General features: G+C 71.4%; 9 protein-coding genes. 5 read left to right on the forward strand and 4 right to left on the reverse strand.

Annotated features, from left to right (window positions below):
• The first annotated feature begins 268 nt into the window (after positions 1 to 268).
• Positions 269 to 1,636, forward strand: coding sequence for a magnesium transporter (mgtE, locus tag QR78_RS11915; RefSeq protein ID WP_048427733.1), 1,368 nt, complete (start codon positions 269 to 271; stop codon positions 1,634 to 1,636).
• A 103-nt stretch (positions 1,637 to 1,739) separates the two neighbouring features.
• On the opposite strand, the gene ggt is transcribed toward mgtE, so the two are convergent.
• Complete coding sequence (ggt, locus tag QR78_RS11920) at positions 1,740 to 3,476, reverse strand: gamma-glutamyltransferase (RefSeq protein WP_082171963.1); 1,737 nt, start codon at positions 3,474 to 3,476, stop codon at positions 1,740 to 1,742.
• A 271-nt stretch (positions 3,477 to 3,747) separates the two neighbouring features.
• Here ggt and QR78_RS11925 point away from each other — a divergent pair, with 271 nt between their 5' ends.
• From QR78_RS11925 to QR78_RS11935, 3 genes are all read left to right on the forward strand, one after another.
• Positions 3,748 to 4,710 carry an MBL fold metallo-hydrolase gene (locus QR78_RS11925; RefSeq protein ID WP_342027905.1) on the forward strand — a complete coding sequence of 321 codons (963 nt, stop codon included), beginning with the start codon at positions 3,748 to 3,750 and terminating at the stop codon, positions 4,708 to 4,710.
• 137 nt (positions 4,711 to 4,847) lie between these two features.
• A complete protein-coding gene (locus QR78_RS11930) occupies positions 4,848 to 5,618 on the forward strand; it encodes an NAD kinase (protein WP_048427735.1) in 771 nt (256 codons plus the stop codon).
• A gap of 144 nt (positions 5,619 to 5,762) precedes the next feature.
• The gene (locus tag QR78_RS11935) at positions 5,763 to 8,135 is read left to right on the forward strand and encodes a hybrid sensor histidine kinase/response regulator (protein ID WP_048427736.1); all 2,373 of its coding nucleotides are present in this window, start codon (positions 5,763 to 5,765) and stop codon (positions 8,133 to 8,135) included.
• A 181-nt stretch (positions 8,136 to 8,316) separates the two neighbouring features.
• Here QR78_RS11935 and QR78_RS11940 read toward each other — a convergent pair whose 3' ends face one another.
• Both QR78_RS11940 and QR78_RS11945 read right to left on the reverse strand, forming a co-directional pair.
• Positions 8,317 to 9,579, reverse strand: coding sequence for a class I SAM-dependent RNA methyltransferase (locus QR78_RS11940; protein WP_048427737.1), 1,263 nt, complete (start codon positions 9,577 to 9,579; stop codon positions 8,317 to 8,319).
• Positions 9,576 to 10,319 (reverse strand): TlyA family RNA methyltransferase, encoded by a 744-nt coding sequence (locus tag QR78_RS11945; protein WP_048427738.1) that lies wholly within the window; start codon positions 10,317 to 10,319, stop codon positions 9,576 to 9,578. Before QR78_RS11945 ends, QR78_RS11940 begins: the two co-directional genes overlap by 4 nt.
• Positions 10,320 to 10,446: 127 nt before the next feature.
• Between QR78_RS11945 and QR78_RS11950 the strand changes: the two genes are divergently transcribed.
• Positions 10,447 to 10,989, forward strand: coding sequence for a superoxide dismutase family protein (locus QR78_RS11950; protein ID WP_048427739.1), 543 nt, complete (start codon positions 10,447 to 10,449; stop codon positions 10,987 to 10,989).
• 43 nt (positions 10,990 to 11,032) lie between these two features.
• Here the strand turns inward: QR78_RS11950 and dxs are convergent.
• Positions 11,033 to 12,278, reverse strand: a 1,246-nt coding sequence (gene dxs / locus QR78_RS11955) for a 1-deoxy-D-xylulose-5-phosphate synthase (RefSeq protein ID WP_048427747.1), incomplete at its 5' end; no start/stop codon positions are given.

A 12,278-nucleotide genomic window follows, 5' to 3' on the forward strand; every position in this document is an offset into this window, starting at 1 on the left:
CCGGCCGACGAGGCTCCGGTTACGAATTCGGATCCGGCGTCGGCGGTTCCCCTCTTGACGCGGCCGTGGCACCGGCGCAGTGACAGGCCGCTCGCGGCGCGCTCTCGCGCCGCAGCATCCCCGGACAACCCCCACTCCATGCCGAGCGACAGTCACAGTCGACCGCTCTTGCCGTCTCCGGTCTGAGGTCCCGCGCGCTTCGCCTGTCGGCGGCTCACCGCGACCGGCCGGGGACGGCCGGCCGACGCCAGCGCCCAACAGGTGAGCCATGACCGACACCGTGATCGACGCCCCCGTCGAGCCCGCCGCCCTCGCCGCGCGCCTTTCCGAAGAGAGCGCTCCCGACATCGTCGAGGCCCTGAACCGGGAGGCGCCGGAGGTGGCGGCCGCCATCCTGCTCAGCCTGCCGCACGACCGGGCCGTCGAGGTGCTGGACCAGCCCGAGCTCGACTGCGCCCCCGACATCATCGAGATGCTGCCGCGCGACCGCGTCGCCTCGTTCCTGTCGGGGATGTCGGCCGACCGGGTCACCGACGTCTTCCGGGAGATCGAGGAGCCCGGCCGCTCGGACCTGCGCACCCGCCTCGACGTCGAGACGCGCGGTGCCGTCGACAAGCTCATCGCCTATCCGGAGGAGAGCGTCGGCTCGATCATGACGACCGAGTTCGTCGCCGTGCCGACGACCTGGACCGTCGGGCTCACCCTCGACTACATCCGCAAGGTCGAGCGCACCCGCGAGACCATCTACTCGATCTTCGTCCTCGATCCGCGCACCGGGGCGCTCGCCAAGGCGGTCCCCTTGCGCCGCCTCATCACCGGCAACCCGGAGGACTCCATCCTGTCGGTGGCGCCGAGCCGTCGCCCGGTGGTGATCTCGGCCGATGCCAGCCGCGACCAGGCGGCCCGCCTGATCTCGAAATACGACCTCCTGGCGATTCCCGTGGTCGACGCCACCAACCAGGTGGTCGGTATCGTCACCGTCGACGACGTGATCGACGCGATGATCCAGAAGCAGACCGAGGACGTGCAGCGCTTCGGCGGCATGGAGGCGCTCGACGAGCCCTACATGTCGATCAACTTCCTCACCATGATCCGCAAGCGGGCCGGTTGGCTCTGCGTGCTGTTCCTCTCCGAGATGCTGACCGCCAGCGCGATGCAGGGCTTCGAGGGCGAACTCGAGAAGGCCCTGGTGCTGACCCTGTTCATCCCGCTCATCATGAGCTCGGGCGGCAATTCGGGCTCGCAGGCGACCTCGCTGCTGATCCGGGCCCTCGCCCTGCATCAGGTGCGCCTCGGCGACTGGTGGCGGGTGGCGCTCCGCGAGATCCCGGCCGGCCTGACGCTCGGGGCCATCCTCGGGACGATCGGCGTGGTGCGGATCGTCATCTGGCAGAAGCTCGGCTTCTACGATTACGGCGAGCACTGGTTCCTGGTCGCCGCCACGGTCGGCACGGCCCTCGTCGGCATCGTGCTGTTCGGCTCGCTCACCGGCTCGATGCTGCCCTTCATCCTCCAGCGCGTCGGCTTCGACCCCGCCACCGCCTCGGCCCCCTTCGTCGCGACCCTCGTCGACGTGTCGGGGCTGGTGATCTACTTCACGGTGGCGCTGGTGATCCTGAAGGGGACGCTGCTGTAGGCAGCCGCTCGCGTCGGTTTCTCGACCACGCCTCGCCGTCATCCCGGAGGCCGCTTTCGCGCCTCCGGGAGACGGTGCGGACGGGTCCCGCAGCGCGCTCGCCTCAATACCCTTGTGCGCTCCCGGTGTTCCGCCGCGGGTCGTTGGCACCGTAGTAGCGGAATGCCCCCACCGGCTTCCCACCCAGAACCGGCGCCCCGATCAGGATCGCCGCCAGGTGGTTGGCCGGCTGCGCGGCGCCGAATTTATGCCCCATGCCCTCCAGGATCCGACGGGTATCCGGCGACAGGGCGAAGCGCTCGACATTGGTCACGTCGGGCATCCACTGGTTGTGGAGGCGCGGCGCGTCGGCGGCCTCCTGCACGTTCATGCCGTAATCGATCACGTTGAGGATGCTGTGCAGCACCACCGTGATGATCCGGCTGCCGCCGGGCGTGCCGGTCACGAAGACCGGCTTGCCGTCCTTGGTGACGATGGTCGGGCTCATCGAGCTCAAAGGAGTCTTGCCGGGCGCGACGGCGTTGGCCTCGCCCTGGAGCAGGCCGTAGATGTTCGGCACGCCGACCTTGGCGGTGAAATCGTCCATCTCGTTGTTGAGGAGGACGCCGGTCCCCGGCGCGGTGATCCGCACCCCGAACCAATCGTTGAGGGTGTAGGTCACCGAGACGGCGTTCCCCTGCCCGTCGACGATCGAGTAATGGGTGGTGTTGCTGCCCTCGTGCGGCGGGACGCCGGGCTTCAGCTCGGCCGAGACCCCGGCCTTCTGCGGATCGATCACCGCGCGGATCTTCTCCGCATAGGCCTTGTCGGTCAGCCGCGCGACCGGGTTCTTCACGAAATCGGGATCGCCGAGATAGCTGTTGCGGTCGAGATAGGCGTGGCGCATCGCCTCGATCTCGTAGTGGACGGCCTGCGCCGAGCCCCAGCCGAGCTTGGCGAGGTCGTAGCCTTCGAGGATGTTCAGCATCTCGCAGATCACCACGCCGCCGGAGCTGGGCGGCGGGGCCGAGATCACCCGGTAGCCGCGATAGTCGCACTCGATCGGCGGCAATTCGCGGGTGGCGTAGCGGTCGAGATCGGCCTGGACGATGAGCCCGCCCTGCGCCTTGCTCGCCCCGGTCAGCGCCGCGGCGACTGCGCCCTTGTAGAACCCGTCCTTGCCTTGCTCGCCGATCGCCCGCAGCGTCCCGGCGAGATCCTGCTGCACCAGCCGGTCGCCGACGCGGTAGGGCTGCCCCTGGTTGAGGAAGATCTTGGCCGAGGCCGGATCCTTGCCGAGATCCTCGGTGGCGGTGCCGAGCATGTCGACATCGCCCTGGTCGAGGACGAAGCCCTCTTCCGCGAGCCGGATCGCCGGGGCGATCAGGTCGGCGCGGGGCTTCGTACCATACTTCGCCCGCGCCTCCTCGAGGCCGGACACCGTGCCGGGCACGCCGACCGCCAGGAAGCTCTTGGTGCTCGCCCCCTTGATGACGTTGCCGTTCGTGTCGAGGAACATGTCGCGGGTCGCGGCGAGCGGCGCCTTCTCGCGGAAATCCAGGAAGGTCCGGCTGCCGTCGGCGCGCTGGATCGTCATGAAGCCGCCGCCGCCGAGATTGCCCGCCGCCGGATACACCACCGCCAGGGCGTAGCCGACCGCGACCGCCGCATCGATGGCGTTGCCTCCCTGCCTCAGGACGTCGACGCCGACTTGCGTCGCGAGATGCTGCGCCGTCACGACCATGCCGTGCTCGGCGGCGACCGGCGCCCGCGAGGCGGCGAGGGCCGGCCCCCCCGGGACCGCCACGACGAGGAACGCGGTGAGGAGCGTGGTGCCGATCGCGGCGAACCTGTGGCGCATGGCGGGTCCCTGGTTGATTCGCCCCTACGGTACACGAGGGCGGCGCGCCGCTGAATCGCGCGCGCGATTGATCCCGGGGGCGACTTATCCCTTGTGATACGAGATCCGGAAGATGACTTCCGAATCCCGTATCACCAGCCAGCGCGGCGCCTGAGCGAAGCCGCTTTCCGCATCGCGAAGCGATCAATCGGAAAGCGCATGAGACCCATCCCCTTCCACGCCCCGCGCTCTAGCTGCGGGAAGAAGACGCAAGCGGGAGGCCTCCATGTCGATGAACCGTCGCACCCTCATGGCCGGGGGTATCCTCGCCGGCCCGATCCTCGCCAGCGCGCCCGGCCTCGCCGGCGGCGGCGCGGCCCCCGCTGCCGACCTGCCGGGGGCCTACCGGTACGGTGTCGGCGAGGCGTCGGTCCTGGCCCTGCACGAGGGCGGGGTGAAGCGCCCGCTCGATGCCGGGTTCGTGCGCAACGCACCTCTCCCCGAGGTGCAGGGCGCCCTCGCCCGGGCCTTCCTGCCGACCGACACCCTGCCGATCACCTTCACGCCGCTCCTCCTCACCCTCGGGGGCAAGCGGGTGCTGGTCGATGCCGGCTTCGCCGATCAGGGCCCGCCCGGCACCGGCGGCGTGCTGCGGGGACTGGCGCTCGCCGGGATCGACCCGGGCACGGTCGACGCGGTGGTGATCAGCCACTTCCACCCCGACCACATCCTCGGCCTCAAGCGCAAGGACGGCAGCCCGACCTTCCCGAACGCGCAGGTCCTGGTGCCGGAGGCCGAGTGGCGGTTCTGGATAGATGACGGGCGCATGGCCAACCCGCCGGATGCCCTGAAGGCCAACCTCGCCGCCGTCCAGAAAACCTTCGGGAGCGGCCTCAAGGTCGACCGCTATTCGTGGGACAAGGAGGTGCTGCCGGGCCTCACCGCGCTCGGCACCCCCGGTCACACGCCCGGCCATACCTCGTTCCGGCTCGAATCGGGCGGCAAGCGGCTCCTGATCGTCTCCGACATCACCAACCACCCGGCCCTGTTCGTGCGTCATCCCGACTGGTCGGCCTTGTTCGACATGGATGCCGATCAGGCGCGGGCCACCCGCCACCGGATGCTGGCGCTGATGGCCGACGAGCGGATGCCGGTGGCCTTCTACCACGCCCCCTTCCCGGCGGCCGGCCACATCGCCAAGGCGGGCGGCGCCTACGAGTTCGTGCCCCTGCAATGGGGGGTGGATCTCGCCTGAGTCCGTCCGGCCGCTGGACGGGACGCCGCCCCCGCGTGCTATGCCTTCCGCCGACGCGGCCGGCGACGGCCCGGCGGCCGTTCGCGTCGAGGGAGGCGCGGCGGGATTGTGCGATTTCGGCGGTCGGGACACCCCACATGGCGCGGCGCTTCAACCAGATCGCCTTCATCGCGAGCCCGACGCCCGACGCCCGCGAGGCGGCCGAGCTCCTGATGCAGCGCTACGACCACGTCCCGCCCGAGGAGGCGGACGTGGTGGTGGGGTTGGGCGGCGACGGCCTGATGCTCCAGGCGCTGCACCGCTTCATGGGCACCGGCAAGCCGATCTACGGCATGAACCGCGGCACCGTCGGCTTCCTGATGAACGAGTTCCACCTCGACGACCTGATCGAGCGGCTGGAGGTGGCCCAGCGCAGCATCGTCCATCCGCTTCTGATGGTGGTGACCGACGTGCTCGGCCTCACCCACACGGCGCGGGCGGTCAACGAGGTCTACATGCTGCGCCAGACCCACCAGACCGCCAAGCTGAAGATCTCGATCGACGGCCAGGTCCGCCTGCCGGAACTGATCGCCGACGGGGTGCTGGCGGCCACCCCCGTGGGCTCCACCGCCTACAACCTCTCGGTCGGCGGGCCGATCCTGCCGATCTCCTCGCAGCTGATCGCGCTCACCCCGATCTCGCCCTTCCGGCCCCGGCGCCAGGGCAGCGTGCTCCTGCCCAACCATGCCCGCATCCGCATCGAGGTGAAGGACCCGGAATACCGCCCCGTCGCGGCGGTGGCCGACCATACCGAGTTCCGCCGCGTCGCCCGGGTCGAGACCCAGCTCGACCGCTCGACCGACCTCGTGATGCTGCACGATCCCGGCCAGGGCATGGACGAGCGCATCCTGCGCGAGCAGTTCGGCTGATCCGCGACGTTACGGCATCGGGGCGCACTGGAAGCCGGCTCACGCCCGCTTAGTTCCGTCGCCGGGCCCCGACGTTAGGGCCTCGCCACGGAGCCCCCGGATGTCCGACCGCCTGCCCTCGCACCCCGTCCGGGGCCGCGCCCGATGAGCGAGAGCGCCCTGCGGCCGGACGATTACCGCAACCTCGCCGAGTCGCTGCCCCAGCTCGCCTGGATCGCCGAGGCGGACGGCTCCATCATCTGGTACAATCAGCGCTGGTACGACTACACCGGCACCACCCTCGAGACGATGCGGGGCTGGGGCTGGCGCACCGTCCACCACCCCGACCACCTCGAGCGGGTCGAGGCGCGCTTCCGCCGCGCCTTCGCCAGCGGCGAGTCCTGGGAGGACACCTTTCCGCTGAAGGGCGCCGACGGGGTCTTCCGCTGGTTCCTGTCCCGGGCCCAGCCTTTTCGCGATGCCGCGGGCCGCATCGTGCGCTGGTACGGCACCAACACCGACATCACCCGGAGGCGCGCCGCCGAGGAACGCCTGCGGCACGCCCAGGAGCGCTTCCGCGCCCTCGTCGACAGCGCGGCGGCGATCATCTGGTCGGCGGATGCCAATGGCGAGCTCTCGATCGGGCAATGGCGCTGGACCGCCTATACCGGCCAGAGCGACGAGGAATGCCAGGGCTGGGGCTGGGTCGAGGCGGTGCATCCCGACGATCGCGCCCGGGCCGCCGATGCCTGGGCCCGCGCCGTCGAGGCGCGCACGCCCTTCGAGATCGAGTACCGGATGCGCCGGCGCGACGGCGCCTGGCGCCACATGGAGGTACGGGCCGCCCCCGTCCTCGCCGAGGACGGGTCGTTGCGCGAATGGGTCGGCATGCATGTCGACATCACCGACCGCAAGGAGGCCGAGGCCGAGATCGACCGGGCGCGCCACGCCGCGGAAGCCGCCAACCGCGCCAAGAGCCAGTTCATCGCCAACATGAGCCACGAGCTGCGCACGCCGCTCTCGGCGGTGATCGGCTATTCCGAGATGCTCGCCGAGGAGCTGGAGGATCTCGGCCAGGCCGAATTGCTGCCGGACCTGCGCAAGATCGAATCCTCGGCCCGCCACCTGCTCGGCCTCATCAACGACGTCCTCGACATCTCGAAGATCGAGGCCGGCCGCATGACCGTGGCGGCGGAGGATTTTGCCGTCCGCGACATGGTCGACGACGTGGTGGCGGCGACCGCATCCCTGATCGGAAAGAAGCGCAACCGCCTGGTGCTCGACCTGCCCGACGACATCGGCGCCATGCACCAGGACCAGGGCAAGCTGCGCCAGGGCCTCGTCAACCTCCTGGGCAACGCCGCGAAGTTCACCGAGGACGGCACCATCACCCTCTCGGCCCGGCGCGAGAGCGAAGAGGGGGCCGACTGGCTGACCTTTTCGGTGACCGATACCGGCATCGGCCTCACGCCGGAGCAGTGCGGGCGCCTGTTCGAGCGCTTCGCCCAGGCCGACGAATCGACCACCCGGCAGTTCGGCGGCACCGGGCTCGGGCTCGCCATCACCCGCGCCTTCTGCCGGCGCATGGGCGGCGACATCACCGTGACCTCGACCTACGGCGAGGGCGCGACCTTCACCATCCGGCTGCCGGCCCTGCTCTCGCCGCAGGACGAGGAGCCCGGCCCCGAGGAGGTGCGGGCGCTCGCCGAGGCCAAGGCCGAGGCCCAGCGCCACGACGTGGTGCTCCTCGTCGACGACGACCCCGCGGCCCGGGAGCTGCTCTCCCGCTTCCTCGAGCGCGAGGGGTTCCGGGTGCGCACCGCCAGCGACGGCCGGGCCGGCCTGGCGCTCGCCCGGGCGCTCAAGCCCCGGGCGATCCTCCTCGACATCGAGATGCCCCGGATGGACGGCTGGTCGGTGCTCCACGCCATCCGCAACGACCCGGACCTCGCCGCCACCCCGGTGATCATGACCTCGGTGGTCAACGAGCAGGGCCTCGGCCGGGCGCTCGGGGCCACCGACTACCTCGTCAAGCCGATCGACTGGGATCACCTCAAGGGCTTGATGGAGCGCTACCGCCCGGCCGACGCCCCCGGCACGGTGCTGCTCGTCGACGACGATGCCGATGCCCGCGACCGCCTGCGCCGCAGCCTGTCGCGGGACGGCTGGACCGTGCGCGAGGCCGAGAACGGCGCCGCCGGCCTCGCCCGCCTCGACGAGGGCCGGCCCTCGCTGATCCTCCTCGACCTGATGATGCCGGTGATGGACGGCTTCGATTTCCTGACGAAGCTGCGCGCCCGGCCCGATGGCGGCGACGTGCCGGTGGTGGTGCTCACCGCCAAGGACATCACCCCGGCCGAGAAGGAGAGGCTGGGCCGCGACACCGAGCGTGTGATCGTCAAGGGCAGCGTGTCGCTCGGCGAGATCGGCCGGCTGCTGCGGACGATGTACGTCGAGCCGTCACAGGAGCCGGTGCCGCCCGCGTTCCAGGGCCTGATCGCGGAACTGGAGGCGCGGGCGGAGCCGAAGGACGGGTGATGCCGTTTCCGGAAGGGATCTTCCCGACGCGGTATCACCGGCCCGCGCGGTGGAGCCGCAGGCTCCACACGCTCGAGCGAAGCCGAAATCCGCATCGCAAGGCGATCGATCGGATTTCGGATGAACCGATCTCCGCCGGGCCGCCCGTGCGGTCCGGCGGCCGTTCCGACGCGTCGCGGGCTCAGCGCTTCTTGCCCGGCCGCTTGAACACGCCGACGATCTCGACATGCGGCGAGTGGCGGAACTGGTCGACCGGGGTCACGGTCTCGAGCCGGTAGCCGCCGTGCACCAGGAGCGCCGCGTCGCGGGCGAAGCTGCCGGCGTCGCAGGAGACGCCGACCACCACCGGCACCTTCGATTCGGCGATGCGGGCGCTCTGCGCCTCGGCGCCGGCGCGCGGCGGGTCGAACACCACGGCGTCGTAGCGGTCGAGCTCCGGCGCCAGCAGCGGCCGGCGGAAGAGGTCGCGGCGCTCGGTCGTCACGGTGCGCAGGCCTCCGGTCTCCCGGAAGGCGCGGTCGAGCGCCTTGAGTGCCCCGTCCTCGCCCTCGACGGCGTGGACGGTATGGGCTTCCGCCAGCGCCAGCGAGAAGGCGCCGGCGCCCGAGAAGAGGTCGACCACGCGTTTCGCCTTGCCGACTCCCTCGACGACGAGGCGGGCGAGCGTCGCCTCGCCCTCCTGCGTCGCCTGCAGGAAGCCGCCGGAGGGCGGCACCAGCCGCGAGCGGCCGGCCGGGATCTCGGGCGGGCGGCGCACGATCAGCACCTCGCCGTGGAGGGAGAGGCGGGCGAGGTCGAGCTCGCCGGCGATGAGCACCAGGGCCTGGCGCGCCCGGTCCGAGGCGGGGCCGTGGCCGCGGATGTCGACGTCGAGGCCGCCCGCGGTCGCGGTCACCTGGACGTCGAGGGGCTTGCCCCCTCCGCCGCCGAGGGGACGGCTGACCCGCCGGGCGATCTCGGGCGCGCGGTGCAGGGCGGCCTCCGTGATCGGGCAATGGTCGATCGGGACGAGCGCGTGGCTGCGCGCCGCCATGAAGCCGGCCTGCGGCCCTCCGTCCGAGGCGCGCACGTGCAGGGTGATGCGCCGGCGCCCGGTGCCGTGGGCGTCGAGGAGCGGGCCGACCGGGGCCTCGATCCCCACCCGCGCGAGCGCGCCGACGACGAGGTCGCGCTTCCACGCCGCGTAGGGGGCGGGCGCGAGGTGCTGGATGGCGCAGCCGCCGCAGGTGCCGAAATACGGGCAGAACGGTGCGATCCGGTCGGGGGACGGAGCCAGCACCGCGTCGAGCCGGGCACGGGGTGGGCGGGTGCCCTCCTCCGGCGCCACCCGCACGGTCTCGCCCGGCAGGGCGCCGGGCACCACCACGCCCTCCGGCGTCACCCCGTCGCCGCGCAGGCCCAGGCGCGCGATCTCGCAGGTCGTCGTCATGGTCGCCTCGCTCATCGCCCGGTCTCCCGCACGGCACCGATCAGGAATTCGCGGTTGCCGTCGCCGCCCTCGACCGGCGACGGAATCAGGCCGCGGACCGTGAAGCCGAGCGACGCGACGAGATCCCGGATCCGCGCACAGACCGCGTCCTGCACCGCCTCGTCCCGCACCAGGCCGCCGCGGCCGACATGCTCGCGCCCGGCCTCGAATTGCGGCTTGATCAGCGCCGCCAGGGCGGCACCGGGCGCCAGGAGCGGGACAACGGGTGGCAGGACCAGCCGCAGGGAGATGAAGCTCACGTCGATCACCAGGAGGGAGGGCGGCTCGGGAAAGGGGGTGAGGGCGCGGGCGTCCGTCGCCTCGAGCGCCGCGACCCGGAGATCGGCCGCGAGGCTCGGATGGAGCTGGAAGCGGCCGACATCGACGGCGTGGACGAAGCGTGCGCCCCGGCGCAGCAGCACGTCGGTGAAGCCGCCGGTCGAGGCGCCGATATCGAGGCAGGCCCGGCCGGCGGGGTCGATCCCGAAGGCGTCGAGGGCGGCGGCGAGCTTGAGCCCGCCGCGGGAGACGTAGGGGTGCGGCGCCTCGGCGACGATGGCGGCACCCCGGGCGATCAGGTCGGAGGCGCGGCGCACCACGATTCCGTCGGCCCGTACCAGCCCGGCCTCGATCGCGGCCTGCGCCCGCGACCGGCTCTCGAAATGGCCCGCCTCCACCAGGAGGCGGTCGGCCCGCTGCCGCTCGCCCGTCGTCATCACCGTTCCGTTCTCGATCGTCTACGACCGGCCCGTCGTCTTGCAGGCAGGTCGTCTTGCAGGCAGGTCGTCCCCGCGGGCGCCGCGCGCCCTAGCTATGGGGCGGCACACGAGGAGAGTTCATTCCATGAGACATATCGTGCTCGCGAGCGCCATGGCCTTCGGCCTCGCGGCTCCCGCCCTGGCGCAGGACAAGCCCGCCCAGGAGGCGCCGGCGGCGCCGACGACCTACGACGCGCCGATCGTCAACAACAAGGGCGACACGATCGGCAAGATCGCGATCCGCGACGGCGCCAACACCCTGGTGATGCGGGTGACGATCCAGCCCGGCGGCCTGCCGCCCGGCTGGCACGGCATCCATTTCCACGCCGTGGGCAGCTGTGCCGACACCGACAAGTTCCAGGAGTCCAAGGCGCACGTCAATCACGACAACGCCAAGCACGGCCTGCTGCACCCGGAAGGGCCGGACGAGGGCGACCTGCCGAACGTCTTTGCCGCCACCGACGGCTCGGTGAATGCCGAGGTGTCGAGCGACACGCCGCTCACCGGCGAGGGCGGCCTGAAGGACAATGACGGCTCGGCGCTGATCATCCACGCCAACGAGGACGACCACATCACGCAGCCGATCGGCAATGCGGGCGCCCGCATCGCCTGCGCGGTCATCAAGTAACGGCGACCGGGCCGCGTCCGCCGGACGCGGCCCGAACTCGCGGTCAGCGCTGGCGGCGCGCGACGCTGACGACGTTGCTGGCGGTCGCAGCCTTGGCCTCGCGGGCCGGGAGGATCTCCTCGACGACCTTGACGATCGACGGCGCGTCGAGGCCGGCCTCGGCGTACATCCGGTCCGGCGTGTCGTGGTCCTGGTAGCTGTCCGGCAAGGTCAGCGTGCGCACCCGCACCCGGCCGTCGTCCAGCGCCCCGCGCGACGACAACAGGTGCAGCACCATCGCGCCGAAGCCGCCGACCGATCCCTCTTCCAGCGTCACCAGAACCTCGTGGCTTCCCGCGAGATCCAGGATCAACGCCTCGTCGAGCGGCTTGGCAAACCGCGCATCCGCCACCGTCACGCCGATGCCCGCCGCCTCCAGACGCTCCGCCGCCTTCAGCGCTTCCGCCAGACGCGTGCCGAGGCTGAGCAGCGCCACCCGCGCCCCCTCCGGACGCTGGATCACCCGGCCACGGCCGATCGCCAGAACCTCGCCCCGCTCCGGCATCTCCACGCCGACGCCCTCGCCGCGCGGATAGCGGAACGCGATCGGCCCCGTATCATGCGCGTGGGCCGTCGCCACCATGTGCACCAGCTCGGCCTCGTCGGCCGCCGCCATCACGGTCATGTTCGGCAGGCAGCAGAGATACGCCAGGTCGAAGGCGCCGGCATGGGTCGCGCCATCGGCGCCGACCAGACCGGCCCGGTCGAGCGCGAACCGCACGGGCAGGTTCTGCAACGCCACGTCGTGTACCAGCTGGTCGTAGCCGCGCTGCAGGAAGGTCGAGTAGATCGCGCAGAACGGCTTGAACCCCTCCGTCGCCAGGCCCGCCGCGAAGGTCACCGCGTGCTGCTCGGCGATGCCGACGTCGAAGGTCCGGTCGGGATGCGCCTTCGAGAAGAGGTCGACGCCGGTGCCCGAGGGCATCGCCGCGGTGATCGCCACCACCTTGTCGTCGGCATCCGCCGCCTTGATCAGGCTCTCGCCGAACACCCGCGTATAGGCCGGGGCGTTGGGCTTGGCCTTGGTCTGCTTGCCCGACACCACGTCGAACTTCACCACCGCGTGGCCGCGGTCGGCCGCGGCCTCGGCGGGAGCGTAGCCCTTGCCCTTCTGGGTCACGACGTGGATCAGCACCGGGCCGTCGGGGGCGTCGCGCACGTTCTTGAGCACCGGCAGCAGGTGCTCGAGGTTGTGGCCGTCGATCGGCCCGACATAGTGGAAGCCGAGTTCCTCGAACATCGTGCCGCCG

It is taken from the genome of Methylobacterium indicum (assembly GCF_001043895.1).
Lineage (GTDB): Bacteria > Pseudomonadota > Alphaproteobacteria > Rhizobiales > Beijerinckiaceae > Methylobacterium > Methylobacterium indicum.

Bases quoted from the DNA above. Each gene is read 5' to 3' on its own strand.
- mgtE (WP_048427733.1), top strand. From the start codon at position 269: ATGACCGACACCGTGATCGACGCCCCCGTCGAGCCCGCCGCCCTCGCC.
- ggt (WP_082171963.1), bottom strand. From the start codon at position 3,476: ATGCGCCACAGGTTCGCCGCGATCGGCACCACGCTCCTCACCGCGTTC.
- QR78_RS11925 (WP_342027905.1), top strand. From the start codon at position 3,748: ATGAACCGTCGCACCCTCATGGCCGGGGGTATCCTCGCCGGCCCGATC.
- QR78_RS11930 (WP_048427735.1), top strand. From the start codon at position 4,848: ATGGCGCGGCGCTTCAACCAGATCGCCTTCATCGCGAGCCCGACGCCC.
- QR78_RS11935 (WP_048427736.1), top strand. From the start codon at position 5,763: ATGAGCGAGAGCGCCCTGCGGCCGGACGATTACCGCAACCTCGCCGAG.
- QR78_RS11940 (WP_048427737.1), bottom strand. From the start codon at position 9,579: ATGAGCGAGGCGACCATGACGACGACCTGCGAGATCGCGCGCCTGGGC.
- QR78_RS11945 (WP_048427738.1), bottom strand. From the start codon at position 10,319: ATGACGACGGGCGAGCGGCAGCGGGCCGACCGCCTCCTGGTGGAGGCG.
- QR78_RS11950 (WP_048427739.1), top strand. From the start codon at position 10,447: ATGAGACATATCGTGCTCGCGAGCGCCATGGCCTTCGGCCTCGCGGCT.